The sequence below is a fragment of the Streptomyces sp. NBC_00461 genome (genome assembly GCF_036013935.1).
In the GTDB taxonomy this organism is placed as follows: domain Bacteria; phylum Actinomycetota; class Actinomycetes; order Streptomycetales; family Streptomycetaceae; genus Streptomyces.
This window is the reverse complement of record NZ_CP107902.1, coordinates 813471-832356: the sequence shown is the minus strand read 5'-3', so window position 1 is coordinate 832356 and position 18886 is coordinate 813471. Positions and strand designations below refer to the sequence as shown.

General features: G+C 70.2%; 14 protein-coding genes. 7 read left to right on the top strand and 7 right to left on the bottom strand.

Annotated features, from left to right (window positions below):
* Nucleotides 1–13 precede the first annotated feature (13 nt).
* Nucleotides 14–892 (bottom strand): patatin-like phospholipase family protein, encoded by an 879-nt coding sequence (locus OG870_RS03975; protein ID WP_266524137.1) that lies wholly within the window; start codon nt 890–892, stop codon nt 14–16.
* A 376-nt stretch (nt 893–1268) separates the two neighbouring features.
* Here OG870_RS03975 and OG870_RS03970 point away from each other — a divergent pair, with 376 nt between their 5' ends.
* Complete coding sequence (locus OG870_RS03970; RefSeq protein WP_266593510.1) at nt 1269–1997, top strand: SDR family oxidoreductase; 729 nt, start codon at nt 1269–1271, stop codon at nt 1995–1997.
* 34 nt (nt 1998–2031) lie between these two features.
* Here the strand turns inward: OG870_RS03970 and OG870_RS03965 are convergent, their stop codons facing one another.
* Nucleotides 2032–2991 carry a sigma-70 family RNA polymerase sigma factor gene (locus OG870_RS03965; protein ID WP_327690615.1) on the bottom strand — a complete coding sequence of 320 codons (960 nt, stop codon included), beginning with the start codon at nt 2989–2991 and terminating at the stop codon, nt 2032–2034.
* A gap of 187 nt (nt 2992–3178) precedes the next feature.
* Between OG870_RS03965 and OG870_RS03960 the strand changes: the two genes are divergently transcribed.
* The gene (locus OG870_RS03960) at nt 3179–3640 is read left to right on the top strand and encodes a hypothetical protein (protein WP_266524142.1); all 462 of its coding nucleotides are present in this window, start codon (nt 3179–3181) and stop codon (nt 3638–3640) included.
* Nucleotides 3641–3654: 14 nt separating this feature from the next.
* On the opposite strand, the gene OG870_RS03955 is transcribed toward OG870_RS03960, so the two are convergent.
* The 3 genes from OG870_RS03955 to OG870_RS03945 form a co-directional block, all read right to left on the bottom strand.
* The gene (locus OG870_RS03955; RefSeq protein ID WP_266524144.1) at nt 3655–4035 is read right to left on the bottom strand and encodes a hypothetical protein; all 381 of its coding nucleotides are present in this window, start codon (nt 4033–4035) and stop codon (nt 3655–3657) included.
* Nucleotides 4032–5387: an NAD(P)/FAD-dependent oxidoreductase gene (locus OG870_RS03950; protein ID WP_266524146.1), complete on the bottom strand. Its 1356-nt coding sequence runs from the start codon at nt 5385–5387 to the stop codon at nt 4032–4034. Before OG870_RS03950 ends, OG870_RS03955 begins: the two co-directional genes overlap by 4 nt.
* 161 nt (nt 5388–5548) lie before the next feature.
* Nucleotides 5549–5998, bottom strand: coding sequence for an SsgA family sporulation/cell division regulator (locus tag OG870_RS03945; RefSeq protein WP_266524148.1), 450 nt, complete (start codon nt 5996–5998; stop codon nt 5549–5551).
* A 381-nt stretch (nt 5999–6379) separates the two neighbouring features.
* Here OG870_RS03945 and OG870_RS03940 point away from each other — a divergent pair, with 381 nt between their 5' ends.
* Complete coding sequence (locus tag OG870_RS03940; RefSeq protein WP_327690614.1) at nt 6380–9202, top strand: AAA family ATPase; 2823 nt, start codon at nt 6380–6382, stop codon at nt 9200–9202.
* Here the strand turns inward: OG870_RS03940 and OG870_RS03935 are convergent.
* Together OG870_RS03935 and OG870_RS03930 are read right to left on the bottom strand one after the other, a co-directional pair.
* Nucleotides 9199–12027, bottom strand: coding sequence for an ATP-binding protein (locus OG870_RS03935; RefSeq protein ID WP_266593520.1), 2829 nt, complete (start codon nt 12025–12027; stop codon nt 9199–9201). The genes OG870_RS03940 and OG870_RS03935 overlap by 4 nt on opposite strands.
* A 53-nt stretch (nt 12028–12080) precedes the next feature.
* Entirely contained in the window at nt 12081–12494 is a 414-nt protein-coding gene (locus OG870_RS03930) for a cupin domain-containing protein (RefSeq protein ID WP_327692285.1), read from the bottom strand.
* Nucleotides 12495–12865: 371 nt separating this feature from the next.
* On the opposite strand from OG870_RS03930, the gene OG870_RS03925 reads away from it, so the two are divergent.
* The 4 genes from OG870_RS03925 to OG870_RS03910 all read left to right on the top strand — a co-directional run bounded on the left by OG870_RS03925 (nt 12866) and on the right by OG870_RS03910 (nt 18862).
* Nucleotides 12866–13855, top strand: coding sequence for an ROK family glucokinase (locus tag OG870_RS03925; RefSeq protein ID WP_266845568.1), 990 nt, complete (start codon nt 12866–12868; stop codon nt 13853–13855).
* A 154-nt stretch (nt 13856–14009) separates the two neighbouring features.
* On the top strand, nt 14010–15443 hold the full coding sequence (locus OG870_RS03920) for a sugar porter family MFS transporter (RefSeq protein WP_266845566.1): 1434 nt from the start codon (nt 14010–14012) through the stop codon (nt 15441–15443).
* Complete coding sequence (locus OG870_RS03915; protein WP_266593526.1) at nt 15440–15814, top strand: WhiB family transcriptional regulator; 375 nt, start codon at nt 15440–15442, stop codon at nt 15812–15814. The genes OG870_RS03920 and OG870_RS03915 overlap by 4 nt, the downstream gene beginning before the upstream one ends.
* 222 nt (nt 15815–16036) lie before the next feature.
* On the top strand, nt 16037–18862 hold the full coding sequence (locus OG870_RS03910) for an ATP-binding protein (protein ID WP_327690613.1): 2826 nt from the start codon (nt 16037–16039) through the stop codon (nt 18860–18862).
* The last annotated feature ends 24 nt before the right edge of the window (nt 18863–18886 follow it).

Below are 18886 nucleotides of genomic sequence, written 5' to 3'. Positions count from 1 at the left end.
AACGCGATGGTGCTCACTGGCCCACTCCCGCTATGGAAGAAATCGATGCCTCGTCCGCGCTTGCGGATGTCGCCTGAGAGTTGGCGACCCGATACAGCCCCGGCCCACTGATGCGCAGCCCGTCCAGAAATTGCTCCGCTGTGAGGCACGCGGTGCTGATCAATCGTTGGGAATGGCCGAAGTCCCACGGTGCGGGCCAGTCCTCGATGCCGGTCGGCAGCACGACGGTGGGGATGTGCTGGGACACCTCATGCAGATCACGCTCGATCTGGTGGTGCAACAGCAGCAGCCCGGCCCTCGCCGCGATCGCGCTGGCACGGCGGCGCGGAACTGTGGGGCGCAACGGCGAGCTCTCCGGCCCGGTCGCCACCACCACCACGCTGGCCGCCCCGGCCTGCCGGGCCGCCAACACGGGGACGTAGGCGATCACCCCTCCGTCGACGAGAGTCCGGCCCGCGCGATCCACCGGGGGCAGCATCCCTGGAACTGCTGCGCTGGCCAGTAGCGCGGATTCGAGGTCTCCGCGATCGAGCAGCACCGGAGCGCCGGTGACCAGGTCCATGGCCACCGCGGTGAACGGGACCGCCAACTGTTCGATCCGCGACGGCAGCCCTGCCCGGGCGATCAGTCGACGCAGGCCGCGATCCGTGAAGAGGCTGGTCCGTGAGGACAGGTAGCCGAGCGGATACACGTCACGGCGACGCAATTGGGTCCACACGTGGTCCAGCCACGGCGCGGCCCCGTCGGGATGGGCGGCCGCGATGGCCCCGTTGAGGGCACCCACCGAGGTTCCGATGATCATGTCCGGGACGAATCCGTGGCGCTCCAGCGCGTACCCGACACCAATATGCGCCGCTCCGAGCACACCGCCTGCGCCCACCACGACGGCCACAGGACGGGGAAGGGTGTGCAAACCCGCCGTCGTCGGGTTTCCGGGCAGTTGTCCCGAGTCGCCTCCGCTGACGCCGAAGTGTGCCGATGAGACTGATTTCTGACGGCGAGCAACCCTCATGATCCACCTTTCTCACCATGGGCACCGAATCGGATTGGTCCCCCAACTAGGACCGGGCTGCCCCACAATGTGTGACGTCTTCGTTATGACCGGGCCCCGCACGAATCTGTGACACGCAGCTCCACATCAGTGTCACAACATTGAGGTGAGACCTGTCCTAGATGGTGTGAGGGATCGACACCGCCGCCGCCTCACGAAGTCATCAGTGGGGTCACCGGCCCCCTCGAACGGGAAGAGGCCAGGAATGCGAGTCGTTGTGGCAGGAGCCACTGGTCTGATCGGTTCCAGGACGGTCGCCAGACTCCGGGATCACGGTGTGGAGGTCGTACGCGTATCACGTCATGAGGGCGTCGACGTCACGACCGGGAAGGGCCTCGCCGAGGCCATGCGCGGCGCCGATGTGGTGGTGGACCTCACCGACACGCCCTCCCGCGGAGAACGGGAGAGCCGGGCGTTCTTCGGCGCGGGAACCCACAACATGGTGGAGGCCGCGGCGAAGGCGGGCGCCGGACATCATGTGATCCTTTCGATCGTGGGGGCCGACCGCCTGCAGGCGGGCTACTTCCGCGCGAAGGCGCTGCAGGAGGAACATGTGCGGCGCGCTCCCACGCCCTACTCCATCGTGCGTACCACGCCGTTCTTCGAATCGGTGGAGTACATGTCGCGCGCGGCGACGTACGGAGACGCCGTCCATGTCGCGCCCGTACTGATCCGTCCCGTGTCGGCCGACGACGTCGCCGCCGAGATCGCCCATGTCGCCGTGGGAGTACCGCTGTCCGGTGTTCTGGAGGTCGCCGGCCCCGAGGAGCATCGCCTCGACGACGTCACCGCGAAGTTGTTGGCCGCGCGCGGCTACATGTGTGACGTGGTCACCGACGTCCACACCCCCTTCTTCGGGGCGATGCTCGCGCAGCGGGCGCTGCTGCCCGCGGCGGAGGCCCACCTGGGTCACGAAACCTTCTCCGAGTGGCTCGCGCGGCGATGACGGCGTCGACGTCGTCGGCACCCAACCGTCTTCTTCATGCTTGACCCCGGCCAACTACGGTCCTGGCACCAGCCCCATCCCGCCGGAGGCGCCGGCTCGGACCAGAGCCCGTGACGGCTGAAGGGACGTCACGCGTCGCCGTCACACACGGAGCGGCACGGCGGAGGGGAACATCGCGAGACGGGGAAGCGAATCGAGGAAGGCGGCGGTCATGGAAGCGAGGGTCCGGCCGTCCCGGTGGAACCACCACGCCCGTAGGACCATTGGCATCGACCAGGTCGGGCTCCGCCTCCCGCCAGAACTGCCGACGGGCCGACAGTTCAGCCACCCGGGCACGGCCCCGAGTGCCGTTGCCCTCGGAGAAGCTGACGGCATCAGGCGTGAGCAGGGCTTCCAGTGACGGCACGTCTCCCGTCCGGGCCGCTGAAAGGAAGGCGTTCAGCAGGCGGCGGTGCTCGGCCGCGTCCACGCTCTCCCGCTGCTTGTCCAGCAGGTGCCGACGCGCACGGCTGACGATCTTCCGCACATTGGCGAGGCTGAGCTTGAGCATGTCGGCGATCTCGGCGTAGGCGTAGTCGAATGCCTCGCGCAGTACATAGGCGGCGCGCTCGACGGGATTCAGTCGCTCCAGCACCAGTAGCAGCGCCAGTTCTACTGCCTCCGCACGCTGCGCGCCGACCTCCGGGTCCGTGCTCGTGTCGACGGGCTCCGGCAGCCACGGCCCGATATAAGTCTCCCGACGCACACGCGCCGACTGTGTGACGTTGATGGCCAGGCGGGTCGTCGCGCTCGACAGGAAGGCCACGGGGTTGACCACCACCGAGCGGTCGGTCATCTGCCAGCGCAGCCACACCTCCTGGACCACGTCCTCGGCCTCGACCGGACTGCCGAGCATGCGGTAGGCGATTCCGAAGAGCCGCCTGCGGTGCCGCACGAAGACGGCGACGGCCTCGTCGAGGTCGTCAGGTGGGGTGGGGGACGGTTGGACGTACATGATCCATTGACCTCCGTTGCTCCGCCCCGTCGGCTGCCTGGACCGCGGCAGACGGGTACCTGTGACAGAACTGGAAAGTGTTTTTCAGAGACCTGCGAAATCCCACTGTTCGGCACACTGAAATGCTCTGTCTGACACTCGAAGCACTGCATATGATGTCGACAAGGGTTGAGGAGGGGGAGAACTCATGGTCTCCGCGAGCCGTACGGCACACAGCATCGAGGTCACGGCCGAGGGCCTTCAGGAGGAACTGGCCCGGCTACAGATTCAGAAGCAGGCGCTGGAACGGGAGTTGGCCGCGGTCGTGGCACATCTCGGGTCGCTCCAGCGTGCCCTCGGCGCCCTGGCCAGTGTGGGCGTCGCCCCGATCGTCGATGCGCCGGTGGACGAGGACCTCGCGCCCACCGCCTCGCCGCCGCACACCGACGAAGACGCGCACAAGCAGTACGGCAGGCTCACCGAGCAGATCATGGCGTACTTCAACAAGGTCGGTGACGTCGACGTGCGGGCCCGCGATGTTGCGGTGGCGCTCGGCCGTGACGCCGACAGTGGAAGCATCAACGCGGTCCGCAGCACACTCGATCGCCTCGTCGCCTCCTCCCGCGTCCGGCGCGCCGGCCGGGGGCTGTATCGCGCCGGTCGTTCCTAGCGGGCGTACGGCGGTCACGCCGACGATTTAAGGATCACGGCGACGCACGCGATCATCGCCAGGGTGATCAGCGCCATGGCGGTGAGTGTGCCGCGAAGCCATTGCCGGATCCGGACCTGGTGCTGTGATTCCAATACGTCGACGCGCTCGGCGATGTGGTCGGTCACCATGCGGGCGACGTGTTTCTGCTCGTCGAGGTACCACCCCTCGATGTCCCGCTTCTGCCGCGGGGTGAGGTCCTTGACGCGTGCGGTGAAGTCCGCCACGCGCCGGTGCGCCGCCCCCAGATGGGCCTTTTGGTAGAGGTAGCCCTCGATGTCGGTCAGGCCGCGGGCGGCCTCCTCACGTGCGTCCATGGCGTACCCCCGGTGGAAACGAGAACCCCACATGGTCATGCCGCGCTCCCCTCCTTCTCACGGCCGGCTTCCGGGCCCTGCGGCTGGCCCCCCGTGACGAAGGCATCGCGCGGGTGTTGCACAGAGGCGAGCGAGACCAGGTCCCGGCCGGTCAGGGCCGCGGTGAGCCAGACCGTCAGCACGCGGATCTTGCGCTCCCAGCTGGGCACGGCCAGGACGTGGTAGCCCCGGTGCATCAGCCATGCCGGGAAACCCTTGATGACGATGCGCTTGTACTGGAAGACGCCCCGCCCCAGCCCCAGCGTCGCCACCACACCCAGACTGCTGTGGCGGTACTCCCGCACGCGCTTGCCGCGCAGGTCGGCCACCAGGTTCTTGGCCAGCAGCCTGCCCTGCCGTACGGCGTGCTGGGCGTTGGGCACCGTGCGGGCACCCGGCAGGGGCGAGGCCAGGTCGGGAATGGAGGCATCGTCTCCGGCCGCCCATACGTCCGCCACGGGTTCGCTGTCCGTGCCCACACGGAGGTCGGGGCGCACCAGGAGCAGGCCTCGCTCATCCAGGGGCAGGTCGGTGTGGTTGTGCACGACCGGGTTCGAGGCATTGCCCGCGGCCCACACGATCAGCGCGGAGTCGAACTGTGTTCCATCCGAGAGCACGACATGCCCGTCCTCGGCGGACACCAGCTGCGTGTTCAGGTGCACCTGCGCACCGCGGTCTTGCAGGTGGCGCACCACCCAGGCACCGGGCCCGTCGCTCACCTCGGGCAGGATCCGGCCTCTGGCCTCCACCAGGTGGAAGGACAGGTCGCTGCTGCTCAGTTCCGGATAGGACTTGAGCAACGCACGCGCCAGCGACAGCAGTTCGCCGAAGCCCTCGACGCCGGAGAAGCCACCGCCCACCACCGTGACGGTGAGCAGCCGTCGCCGCTCCGGGCCGGGCGGCAGCGACGCCGCCTGGTCGAACCCGGTCATCAACCGGTCCCGGATCGCCACCGCCTCCTCGACGTGCTTGAGACCGATGGCCTGCTGCGCGAGGCCGGGAATGGGGAAGGTGCGGGTCACGGCCCCGGCGGTGACCACGAGGATGTCGTAGCGCAGTTCGTAGGCGTCCCCGCGCACCGGGCGGACGCGCACCGTACGGTCCGCGTCACGGATCTCGGTCACGGTCCCCGCGATCAGCCGGGTACGACGCAGATGCCGCCGCAACGACACCACGGCGTGGCGCGCCTCCACCGAACCCGCCGCCACCTCCGGGAGGAAGGGCTGATAGGTCATGTACGGGCGCGGGTCGACGACCGTGACCCGCGCCTCGCCCGGACGCAACGCCTTCTCCAGGCCCCACGCGGTGTAGAAGCCCGCATAGCCGCCGCCGACGATCAAAATCTCACGCATGATTCCCTCTGCTTTGTTCTCCGCCACCACTTAGACCGCCCAGGCCCGGCCGATGTGACATACAAGGGAGGCTCAGGCCGCGGATATGGGGTACCTGCTCCGTGTTGTGATGCAGTTCGAGTTCCTGTGCACGGCTCCGGTCCGTCCGGCTCGGACGGCCCCTATCGAAGCGACTCACCGGGGTCGCTCAGGAGTTGGTGGACGGCTGCGTCCACGTCCAGGTGGCATTCCTCGGTACCGGAGGGCACCATCGCCAGCGTGCGTCGCAGGAAGGCTTCCAGGGCTCGTGCCGAAGCGGTCACGACGACCGCCTCCTCCTTGGCGCACGGGCACAGCGCGATGTGCACCTTCCCGGCCCATGGGCGCCGGGAAGGCCAGACCTGGATGTCGCCGACGCCGGTGAGCTTCTCCAGCCCGTCCAGGAGGAGATCGCGGCCGACCACCCAGCGCACGGTCGCGTCAGTGCACATGTGGAACGTCAGGGACACCGCGTAGGGATCGCCTCTGTCGTAGGACAGATCAAGCATCACGGGCCGGTCCACTCCTTCGGCGACGACCAGGCGGACAAGCATCCGGCACACCACCACAGGGAAACTGTCGGGTTCTCTCATCACATCACCGCTCGGTAAACCGGTGGGGTCAAGGGGGCTCGGAGGGCACACGGTGTGATGCGTCATGTGCCCGTTGGTGTGATTCAGGGACATCACGATTCTGCGAGACCCCGCGCGCTCGCACCATCAGTCAAATGACCCGGGAGTCGCCGCGCACAAATGACCCGGGAGTCGCCGCGCAGTCACGTTACTGATGTTTGTCCTCGCGGGCCGGGTGCACGGTGAGCCCAAGCTTTCCCGCCGTGCAGCGGGAAGGACAGTGCAACCTACGGAGTACTCATGTCACTCGGCTCGCGTGTCGAACGGCTGCCCCCGACCGCTGCCGGACACCTGCCCTCACGATGGCCGCAGTGCCGTCCCGCACCGGAATCACGAAGGGCCATGCCCGAACCGTCGAGTGAGACCGTGCGGTTGGACGCGGACGGCAGTCAGCCCCCCGGAGTGGTGGGCAGGGTGGTGGGCCGTGCGCGGCAACTCCAGGAGATCAAGGCCCTGCTCGGGTCCGGAACGGCCGCGGGCCGTGCCCTGCTGCTCACCGGAGAGCCGGGGGTCGGCAAGACCGTGCTGCTCGATGAGATCGCCAGGGGCATGGCCGGGGCGGGTGCCCAGGTCCTGTCGGCCGTCGGCGTCCGCTTCGAGACCGAACTCGCCTACGCCGGTCTTCACCAGTTGCTGTTGCCGCTGAACGACCGGTTCGACCGCTTGGGAGACACACATCGGAGGGTTCTGCGCGGTGCGCTGGGCTACGGCGGTGATCCGGTGCCCGACGAGCTTCACGTCTGCGACTCGGTGCTCCTCCTGCTGCGCCGAGCGGCAACCGAACGCCCTGTGTTCATCGTCGTGGACGACCTCGCCTGGCTCGACCGGGCCAGTTCGGCGGTCCTGGGCTTCGTCGCCCGGCGGCTGGCGGGAAGCCGTATCGGATTCCTCGCCGCCTCCCGCTCGGGAGCCGAGACCATCTTCGAGCGGGACGGGCTCACCGAGTACGAGCTGCCGCCGCTGGATCGCGACGCGGCCGTGGAGTTGCTCGGAGCCCGAATTCCGGGGCTGGCCGCGCCTGTACGGGACCGCGTCCTCAGGCAGGCCCACGGGAATCCGCTGGCGCTCGTCGAACTGCCCGCTGCGCTGAGCGGCCCGCAACGCAGTGCGCTGGCCGATCTGCCCGACGTACTGCCCCTCTCCCCACGTGTGCGGGACCTCCACGCTTCGCGCGTGGCCGGTCTTCCGGCCGAATCGCGCCGGCTCCTCCTGCTCCTCGCCCTCGACGACACCGGAGATCCGGGTGTCCTGCGGGCCGGATCGCAGGACACGAAGACTCTCGCGGCGCTGACAGAGACGGAATCGGACCGCCTGATCACCGTCGACGACACCAACCGCCGGGTCGCCTTCCGTCATCCGCTGATGAGGGCCGCGGTCGTCGAGGCCAGCACCCTGACCGAGCGCTGCCAGGCTCATCGCGCGCTCGCCGAGATCCGCGCGGAGACACCCGAGCGGCGGGCCTGGCACCTGGGCCGGGCAACCCTCGTTCCCGACGAGCCTGTTGCCGCCCTGCTTGAGGAGGCCGGGCATCGCGCATCCCGACGAGGTGACGCCACGGCAGCGATCGCCACGTTCACCAGAGCCGCCGAGCTGAGCCCTCGTCCCGCGGACCGAGGACGCCGACTGACCCGTGCCGCCTACCTCGGTGCCGACGCGACCGGCGAGCTGCGCGCGGCCTCGGAGCTCCTCGACCGCGCCCGGCACGCGGACCCGGACCTCCCTCGGTCTCCGCTCACCGCCGCCACGGCGGCACTCCTCCTGCTCAACGGCGGTGACGGCGACATCGACATGGCTCACCGCCTCCTGGTGGAGGCCATCGAGAGCGGCACCCACGGATACGACGCCGAGGACGAGGGGCTCATCGAGGCACTGCACGTCCTGCTGCTGGTGTGCTGGTCCGGTGGTCGCGATGCCCTGTGGGAACCCTTCCACGCCGCCATCGACCGTCTGAAGCCGGCTGCTCCGCCGCTGCTCTCCGCCTGCGGCAGGACACGGGCGGGCCCGCCACGCACAGGCTTGACCGACCGTCAGGAACTCGACTCGATCCTCGTCGGCATCCACAACGGAGACGACCCGGGGCAGATCGTCCGCATCGGTACGGCCTCCGTCCACCCCGACCGGCTCACGGACCTACGGGACGTCTCCTGGCGTGTGGTCCGTCACGGACGCCGGGGCGGCCACGTCCGTCGGCACATCGACGCGCTCATGCACCTGTGCCAGCAGGATTTCCCGACCGGCAGGTGGGAGGAGGCCGGGACGCTGGCCGCGGAGGGCCTGAGGATCTGCGAGGAGCGCCAATACCCGTTCTTCTCCTGGTACTTCGAGTACCACCAGGCCCTGCTCGCCGCCGTCCACGGACGCTTCGAGGAGAGCCGGAGACTGGCCGACCGGATCACTCACTGGGCCATGCCTCGCGGGGCTCTGGAGGCGGTGGCCTTCGCCGACCACGCCCGGGTCCTCGCCGAACTCGGTGCGGGCGACTACGAGTGCGCCTACCGCCATGCCATGGCGATCAGTTCCGCCGGCCGACTCGCGTCCCACGCTCCGCAGGCGCTGTGGTCCTGCATGGACCTCGTGGAGGCGGCAGTGCACACCCGGCGCACCGCCGAGGCGGAGGCACACGTGCGGGCGATGCAGGAGGCCGGTATCGCGGCGCTCTCCCCGCAGCTGGCGCTGCTGGTGGCGGGCTCTGCCGCACTCGTCGCACCCGATGACGACGTGGTCGTACGCTTCGACAGGGCTCTGGCCGTCCCGGGGGCGCAGGATCAGCCCTTCGACCTGGCCCGGATACGGCTGGCCTACGGGGAGCGTCTGCGACGCATGCGCTTCGTCACGGAGGCCCGGGCCCAACTGGACGCGGCGGCCGAGGCGTTCGAGCGCCTGGGTGCCGAGCCGTGGGCCGAGCGGGCCGCGGGCGAACTACGTGCCACCCGCCGGTCCCGGACCGGGGCGAAGCGTGGCTCCGTGACTCTCACCGCGCAGCAACGGGAGATCGCCGCACTCGCGGTCTCAGGCATGACCAACAAGCAGATCGGCGAACGTCTGCACCTTTCGCCCCGGACCGTGGGTTCGCATCTCTATCAGCTGTTCCCGAAACTCGGAATCGCCTCACGCGCGGCACTCAGGGACGCGCTCGCGTCTCTTCCCCCGAGTGCCGCGTTCTAGTGCTGCGACGAGGTGGGAGACCGCTTCTCGCGGGGCTGCTGCGGCGGCAGCTCGGCGAGGGCCTCGCCGAGCGTGACACGGGAGGTGACGCCGAGCTTGGGGAAGATCCGGTGCAGGTGGGCCGCCACGGTTCGGTGGGAGAGAAACAGCCGTTCGCCGATCTGCTTGTTGGTCATTCCTGAGGCGGCGAGTGCGGCGATCCGGTGTTCCTGCTCCGTGAGCGGGGTGGTCCCCAGGTCCTGGTGCACCCGAGTGGCGGTACGGCCGGTGGCCCTCAGTTCCTCGGCCGCCCGCGCGGCCCAGGGGACGGCACCGAGACGGCGGAAGGTCTTGAGGGCGGCGGCGAGGTGCACCCGGGCGTCCTTGACGGCCGGTGTGCGACGCAGGTGCTGCCCGTAGGCCAGGCGGACCCGGGCGAGGTCGAAGGGCCAGCGCTCGGCACCGGGAACGGCGAGCGCTTCCTCGAAGAAGCCCGCGGCCCGGTCCTCGGGAGCGGCGATCGCGGCCGAACCGGCGGTGACCAGTGCCAGGCGGCCGGAGATGCCGGGCAGACCTGTCCTTCGCATCGCGGCGACATGCGCGAGTGCCTCGGCTCGGCGTCCGCTGCGGACGGCGGCTGCCACGAGGTCCATGGGAACCCACAGAGCCAGCGGGGCATGGGGGGCAATCACGCCTGCAGGGCTGATCGCCGATGCGTCGAGGTAGGCCTCCTCGTGGTCGCCGCGTCCCAAGGCGGCCAGTGCCGTCATGTGCCGTGCGAAGTGCTCGACGGTCCGGGCGCCGCGGGGTCTCGCCCACTCCGTGATCCCCTGCGCGAGTTCCCGCACCGTGTCGTCCTCGCCCCGCGCCGCGGCGAGCAGGCCCCGGGCCCGGTAGAACTGCTGGGCCAGCAGCTGATAGCCGTGGGCCTCGCACAGTGCCAGCCCCTCTGCCGCGAGACGGCCGCACTCCTCCCACCGACCTGTCATGAAGTCGTCCAGGCACAGCACCACCAGCGCGATGAGAGCCGAGGTGACCGCGCCGCCCTCGCGCCCGTCCTCGACGACGGGCCAGAGAGCGGCACGACACCCCGTCGCCCGGTCCACGAAGAGTGCCGCCATCGAGATCCGTTCGATCCGGCTCGGGTCTGCTTCCCGGTTCAGGTCGTGGATCACCGCATCGAGCAGGCCGAGGGAGGCCGCGGAAGAGCGAGCCGGGTCGGCGTAGACATCGCCGAGCAGTTCCTGGAGGGGAGGCATCCGCTCGGTCAGCTGGGACATGGCGGCGTGATACGCGTCCCAGAACTCGGGTCGGCCCGCGAACAGACACACCCTGCGCAGGGTGCACAGCGCCTCGGAGAGCGACTCGTCGTCGCCGTCGGACCGGCCCTCGCGGGTCGTGATCGCACCGACGAGCAGCCGGTGCGCGGTGTTGACGTCACCGTCGCGGTTGAGCAGCACGTGGGAGGCCGCGGCCGCCGCCCGCAGCGATCCCCTGAGCTCGGGGTCGGCGCGCCGGGCCTCCACGAGCAGTTCCGCCGCCGTGCGCAGCTCTCCGGCGACGTCGGCACCCACGAAGGCGGCTTCTGCCAGCCGTCTGCCGCGCTCCGTGGCGCCGGGAGTGAGGTCGGCGGCTCGTACCAGCGCGTTGAAGGCGCCGACGGCGTCGCCGCGCCGGCGGACCCGGTGGGCGGTGTGCTCCAGGAGTGCCGCGACCTGCTCGTCCGGGCGGGGTGTGGCTTCGGCCAGGTGCCACGCCCGGCGATCGGGCTGATCGGGCAGCGCCTCCGCCAGAGCGCGGTGGGCGTCCAGGCGCTGAGAGCTGGTCGAGCCCGACACGATCGTCGCGCGGATCAGGGGATGGCGGAAGAACAGCCGTCCCAGGCCGAGGTGTTCGACCCGCAGCAGTTGTGCCCGCTCCGCGGGGGCCAGAAGGGACAGCACGTCCTCGCCGGGGGCGGCGGCCCGTAGGACCGGCAGGTCGCCGCTGTCCTCCAGCGCGGCCAGAAGCAGGAGCCGGCCTGTGGGTGCCGGCATCTCCGCGACCCGGGTGGCGTACAGGTCCTGCAGCCGGCGGCTGAGCGGGAGCACCTCGGACAGCACCACTCCCGCGCTGCCCCGCGAGTCGTCCAGTGCGGCCGGCAGTTCCAGCAGGGCCAGCGGATTGCCCTGGGCCTGTGCCAGGACACGCCGCAGCTCCCGCCCGGCGAGCAGAGGGAACCGGGTGCCGACCAGGTCGGCAGCGGCCCTGTCGTCCAGCGGTGACACGGTGAGTTCTGGGAGTCCCGCACGTTCGAAGAAGCTCTCGAACCCCGGCCGTGAAGCGGCGAGGAGGCCCACCCGGCTCCCGGTCAGCCGCCGGGCGACGAACGCCAGCGCCGTGGCGCTGGCCCGGTCGATCCATTGCAGGTCGTCGACGACCAGCAGAACCGGACGGGTGATCGCGGCCCGGCGGAGCAGCGCCAGTACGGCCCCGTAGACGACCAGCCGATCCACCGGGGCACCGTCACCCGCGCCCAACGCGACGGTCAGTGCCTCGCGGTGTGCCGGGTCGAGCCCGTCGCACTCGTGCAGCAACGGTTCGAGCACGTGGTTCAGCCCGGAGAAGCTCAGATCCGCGAGGAACTCGACCCCGGCCGAGCGCAGCACGAGCGCACCGACAGCCGTCGCCGCCTCCGCCGCGGCGTCCAGGAGAACGGACTTGCCCACGCCCGGCTCCCCGGACAGCAGCAGCACCCCACCGTGGCCGAGCACCTGGTCGACGTACGACCGGAGCAGCTCCAGCTCCTCGTCGCGTCCCACCAACCCCTCGGCCGTGCCGTGCGACACCGACCCATCACCGGCCACAGTGGCCCCCTTCGAGAACTGACGTGACGAACTCCCCGTCTCCGGGCCGTGGTTCAGTCGGAGGAAGGCCGCGGGGCGCGCAGGTGGGCCCGCTTCTCCAGCTCCTCGTCGTCGACCAGCGTGAGCATCGGCTCGCCGGGCGCGCACATCATGACGACGACGTACTTGGCCGGGGTGTCCGACAGCGCGTTTCCGTTCTGGTAGTGGATGACCTCACCGCCCGGCTCCCAGAACGTCTCACCGGCCTTGATCACACGCTCGGGCTCGCCTTCGAGTTCCCACCGGACGGCGCCTTCGGTGACGTAGCCGAAACACGGCCCCGAGTGCCGGTGCGGTGGCGTACCGGGGTGTCCCGGAGGCCACTCGACCAGCACGGTCATCGCCGAAGCGCCTTCCGGCACGAAGGGCGGCATGACGTCCGCCAGCATCCTGGGGCCGGTGCCCTCCGGGTCCCCGTGCCCGCCCATTGATCCCATCTCCAACACCGTGTCATCCCTCCGTCGATCCGATGTGCTTCACAGGAAAAGACCGGGCACGGTCCGCGTGTGTGACAGCGAGGGCGGACGACGTTCAGGACGCAGTCGAATGACTCAAGCAAATCGCTGCCGGATCACGGAAGCTGAAGCGGTTCCCGGCCCTGCGGCGAACCGTCGCCCTGGAGTGCCGAAGCCGCCGTGCCCGGGGTTCCGGATGGTGATGAGCCGGCTCTTCCGCACATTCACACTGCGTCACAACGTTAGGAACACACCATGCTTCTCGCTCTCGTCGATCCGCGGTGGTCAGGCGGACACACGCGTCGGCACGCGACCCGTCGGTTCGACGGTGTGGGCGGTGCCGCATGAACGAACAGAACGGCGGTCTGACGGTCGGCGTCGATCTCGGCGGCACGAAGATCGCCGCAGGGGCGGTCGACCCCGCCGGGAAGGTCGTCTCCCGAGTGCGCATCCCCACCCCGCACGACCCGGACCGGATCGCCGAGGCGATCGCCGAGGCGGTCCAGCGGGTCCGCTGGGGCTGGGACGACGTCCGGGCGGTCGGCGTCGGCGCCGCCGGATACGTGGACGCGGACCGTACGACGGTGCGCTTCGCGCCCAACCTGGGATGGCACGACAAGGCGATCCGGGACATCGTCCAAGAGGCCACCGGCCTTCCGGTCGTCGTCGAGAACGACGCGAACGCCGCCGCATGGGGCGAGTTCATTCACGGAGCCGGTGCCGCGCACGACGACATGCTGATGGTCATGGCGGGCACCGGCCTGGGCGGAGGCATCATCAGCAGAAGCCGGCTCTTCCGAGGCCACTTCGGCATGGCCGGGGAGATCGGCCACTACCGGGCGGTCCCCGACGGGCTCGGGTGCCCCTGCGGCCAGTACGGCTGCATGGAGCAGTACGCCAGTGGAGCGGCCCACACCCGTCGCGCCCGCGAGATGTCGGCCGCCGATCCGGCACGGGCCGCGGTGGTACTCGCGCTGGGCGACGGCACCCCCTCCGGCCTTGAGGGGCACCACGTGACCAAGGCGGCCCTCAGGGGCGACCCCTTCTCCCTCGATGTGTTCGCGCAGTCGGGCCGCTGGCTGGGCCAGGCTCTCGCCGACCTCGCGTCCATCCTCGACCCGTCCGTCCTCGTCATCGGCGGCGGCCTCGGCGACACCGGCGAACTGATCAGGCGTCCGGCCGAGATCTCCTACCGCCGGGCCCTCGGCGGCGGCGAGCACCGTTTCTACGCCGAGGTCCGCACCGCCACCGTCGGACCGGACGCCGGCCTCGTCGGCGCGGCCGGCCTCGCCCGCGTCCACGAGCTGCTCTCGTCCCCGGCAGCCAGTCTCTGACCGGCGGCGCGCTCGCCGACAGGCACGAAGAGCGATGCCCGCGCCCCAGCGCGGTCGTCGTCCAGATCCACGTCCCCTACGACCGGCACGCCCGCCCGGCCGGGAGCCCCCGCCGTACGTCCGTGCACCCGGTCCTGTGAAGGAGTCCTTGTCCATGACCGCGAACGCCTCTTCCAGGGGGCAGGCCCGCCCAAGGGCCACGCTCCACCGGCCCGACCTCAGGCGCATCACCTACATCTCTGCGGCAGCGTCGATCGGCGGCTTCCTGTTCGGCTACGACAGCGCCGTCATCAACGGTGCCGTCACCGGAATCCAGCACCGATTCGACGTCACCTCCAGCGAGACGGGCACCATCGTCGCCTCCGCCCTGCTCGGTTCCGCCTTCGGAGCGGCCGTCGCCGGGCGTCTCGCCGACCGCATCGGCCGTCCGCGCGTGATGCACCTCGCCGCCGCCCTCTTCGCGATCAGCGCGCTGGGCTCGTCCATGCCCTTCTCCGCCTGGGACCTGGGAGCCTGGCGTGTCGTCGGCGGTATGGCGATCGGCCTCGCCTCGCTGATCGGGCCCACCTACATCGCCGAGGTCGCACCGCCCGACCACCGCGGCCGACTGGCCTCGTTCCAGCAGGCGGCCATCGTGCTCGGCATCACCGCCTCCCAACTCGTCAACTGGGGCATAGCCCAAGGGGCCGACGGCAGGAGCGAAAACATGCTGGGTGCCCTGCACGCCTGGCAGTGGATGCTCATGGCCGCCGTCGTCCCGGCGCTCGCCTACCTGCTTCTCACCCTGCGCATCCCGGAGTCGCCGCACTTCCTCGTCGCCACGGGCCGCGAGGTCCAGGCCCTCGCCGTACTGCGCGATCTGCAGGGCACCTACGACGGCGCCGAGGAACGGATCACCGACATCCAGCACGCGCTCAAGACCGGCCACAGGCCGCGGGTACGCGATCTGCTCGACGGCCGCTTCGGGCTGCTGCCGATCGTGTGGGTCGGCATCGGGCTGGCCGTGTTCCAGCAGCTCGTCGGCATCAACGTCATCTTCTACTACTCGTCACTGCTGTGGCAGTCGGTGGGCATCGACCAGGCCAACTCCCTGCTGATCAGTCTGTCCACGTCGATCATCAACATCGTGGGAACCGTCGTGGCGATGCTTCTGATCGACCGGGTCGGCCGCAAACCGCTCGCGCTGACCGGCTCGGCCGGGATGGCCGTGTCGCTGGCGGTCGCCGCCTGGGCGTTCTCGTACAAGAGGGGGAGTGGCAGCGATCTGTCCATTCCGGACACGCAGGGCACCGTGGCGCTGGTCGCCGCCCACGCCTTCGTCTTCTTCTTCGCGGTCTCCTGGGGTGTGGTGCTCTGGGTGATGGTCGGCGAGATGTTCCCGCTGCGGATCCGGGCCGCCGCGATGTCGGTGGCGACCGCCGCCAACTGGATCGCCAACTGGGCCGTCACCGAGAGTTTCCCTCGTATGTCCGACTGGAATCTGTCGTCGACCTACGCCGTCTACGCCGGCTTCGCCGTGCTCTCCTTCGTCTTCGTCGCCGTCCGGGTGCGCGAGACCAACGGCAGGAAGCTGGAGGAGATGGGATGACGGCGCCGCGTACCCTCCGACTGAACAACCGTGCCCTGCCCGTCCGTTCGGTGGCGGGCTGGTGGCCGGCCGCGTCCTGCCGAGGCGCCGACATCGAGACCTTCTTCCCGCCTCCGGGTGACCTGGAGAGCGTCGGGCGGGCGCTGATGATCTGCGAGCAGTGCCCGGTGCAAATCCTGTGCCGCCAGTACGCGCTCGATCACCGGGAGCGGCACGGGATCTGGGGCGGTCTGACCGAGGAGACACGCGAGACGCTCCTCCGCATGGGGCCGCCGCCGGCCGTACGCACCCGGTCACCTGAACCCGCCGAACTCCTCGTCGAACCGAGGACATGGATCGCCCCTCCGGAGTCGTCATGGGTTGCGCCGTGAACATGGCGAACCCCTACCAGCGTTCCTCCTGACGCCGGGCTGATCCCGACGGCGCCCTCATCGACAGAACCCGGCCGGGGAGCACAAGCCCGGCCGGTTCTGCCGCGTCAACGCCGTCGAATCCCCGCCTCGGCGGCGCAGTACCGACGAGGATTGAGTCGTTTGACTGATGTTGCGGTCGCGCCGAGGGTGTAATGAGTCGCGATTAGAATGCCGTGCGACGTGACACTCTGCACGGAGGAAGCCGCACATGCTCAGCCCAGCAGCCGGAGCCTTCCTCAGGCCGAACCCAGCACCCTCGCGATGATCGGCCGGGACGAGGAGCTGCGCGTCCTGCGCAGGCTGCTGGCGGACGCGGCGGACGGACACGGCGGTGCGCTGTTGATCCACGGCACTGCCGGCGTCGGCAAGTCGGCTCTGCTGCGCACGGTCGGCGACGAGGGCACCGAGGGCGGTTTCAAGGTGTTGAGCGCAGCCGGTGTGGAGACCGAGCTGTGGCTGCCGTTCGCAGCTCTGCAGCTGCTGCTGCAACCGGCCGCCGACGGCATCGGGAAGCTGCCATCGCCGCATCGGACGGCGCTGGTCGACGCGTTCAGCGCCACACAGGCCGAGCCCCATGTCTACCGGGTCGCGCTCGCCGTACTCGAACTGCTCGCCGACGAGGCCGACCGGCAGCCCCTCCTCCTGCTCGTCGACGATGTGCAGTGGATCGATGCGCCGAGCCGGGACGTCCTCAGGTTCGTGGCCCGGCGCACCCGCGACCTCCCCGTACTGGTCATCGCCGCCTCCCGGCTCCGCACGCCTGACTCCTACGCCCCGAGCGCGCAGCCGGACCTCCCGCTGCAGCCGCTCGGCCGGTCGGCCGCCGCCGAACTGCTCGATGCGGGTGCACCGGACCTGTCGGCTCCGATGCGGGCCCTCATCCTGGAACGCGCCGAGGGCAACCCGCTGGCCCTGGTCGAGCTGCCCAAGACGGTGCAGGACATGGCGTCGCAGCTGGACGATCTGCCGCTGACCCAGCGACTGGAGGACGCGTTCGCCGCACGTACGGACTCTGCGAGCCCGGAGTGCCGCACGCTCCTACTGGTCCTGGCCGCCGAGCCCAGCGCACCACTGAACCGGCTGCTGGACGTGTCGAGTCGTCTGACGGGCACGGCGGTTTCCTTGGAGGCGGTGCAGGAGGCGGTCGACGCGGGCCTGGTCGTCCTGGTCGGCCGTGCTCTTGAGTTCCGGCATCCGCTGATGCGCTCGGCGATCTACACCCGCGCCACAGTCGCTGACCGGCTGGCCGCCCACCGAGTCATCGCCGCGGCCATGGCCGACACCCCCGAGCGCCAACTCCTCCACCTGGCTGCCGCATCGCTGGGCCCGGACGCGGAACTCGCAGCCCGGCTGGAACGTTTCGCAGACACGGCGCTGGCCCGGGGCAAGGTGGCGTCGGCCGTCCCGGCCCTGCGCCAGGCGGCCGAACTCGTCCAGGACCCACGCCGCAGGACCGAAATCCTGGTCCGGGCAGTCGAGTCGGCCAGCGAGATCAACGACCGGATCCACACCCAGTTGTTGCTGGACCAGGCCGACATGACCGAACTCGGCCCACTGGAGCGGGCCCGCCTCATGGTCGTGTCCGACAAGGCGGCGTTCGAACCCGAGGACCCGCACCGCCGTATCGAGGACATGGTGACCACGGCGGCCGGCGCGTTCGACGCGGGAGCCGTGCGGGTCGCCGAGAACCTGCTGTGGCGGGCCGCCGCCCGGTGCTTCTTCCAGGACGGCGACGCACGGGTGCGCACGCTGGCCGCGGCCGAACTGGACCGCTGGAACCCCGATCCGGACGCTCCCGTCGTCCTGACGGTACGGGCGTACACCGAACCGTACCGGCACGGCGCCGAGGTGATCGCACGGCTCGACGTCCTCCGGCCGGACCACCAGGACGGCCGGATCATGCACTTTCTCGGCAGCGGCGCGATGGTCCTGGGCGACGTCACCCGCGCCGCTCGGTACCTGTCGCTGGCGGCCGCGGCGTGGCGGTCGCAGGGCAGGCTCGGACTGCTCGCCCGGTCACTCGCCGGCAGTTGGCCGCGGGTCTACCTCGGTCAGCTCGATCGGGCCCGCGAGGAGTCCGGCGAAGGACTCGCCCTGGCCGAGGAGACCGGGGAATGGATCGTCTGGCTCGGGGTGAAGGCGACGGGGAGCCTGGTGGCGGCGCTGCGCGGGGATACCGACACTGCGGCGCAGATGCTCGGCGAGCTCCGTGCCCACCGGCTGTTCCCCGGCATGCCGTTCGCCGCCGTGATGGCACAGCAGGTCGAGGGCCTGCTCGCGCTCTTCGACGGCCACACGACCGAGGCGTACGACATTCTCGCGCGCGCCTTCGATCCGACCGACCCGCACCACCATTCGGTCGGCCGCTGGCTGCTCGCACCGGACCTGGCGGACGCCGCCGTGGCCGCGGGCAACGTGCCGCAGGCCCGCGAACTCCTGGACGGGCTCCCCGAGTTGGCCGCCCGACTGCCCTCGGAAATGATGGTGGTGGCCCAGGCCTACACCGAGGCCGTGCTGGCGCCGGACGACACGGCGGAGGAGCGCTGCACCGCGGCGCTGACCGCGTTGCCCGCAGGCTGGGCCCTGTCGCGGGCCCGGCTGCACCTGCACCACGGCCGCTGGCTGCGACGGCAACGGCGCAACGTGGACGCCCGGAACCCGCTGCGCATCGCCCGCGACGAGTTCGACCGGGTCGGCGCGCGACCCTGGGCCGAGATGGCTCGCGAGCAGCTGCGCGCCGCCGGCGAGTCGAGCAGTCGGCGGCATGCGAACACCAGCGACCGGCTGTCGGCTCAGGAGATGCAGATCGCGGTGCTGGCGTCGCAGGGACTGAGCAACCGGGAGATCGGCCAGCGCCTGTTCATCTCGCACCGCACAGTCGGAGCCCATCTGTACCGCATCTACCCTCGCCTGGGCATCACCAGCCGCGGCAAGCTCGCCGCCGCGCTCTCGGCACTCCACGACGGACAGTCGGCAGCCGACACGCCGGGCGCCAGCGCCCGCTGACAGCAGGTACCGACCGTAGGCCGG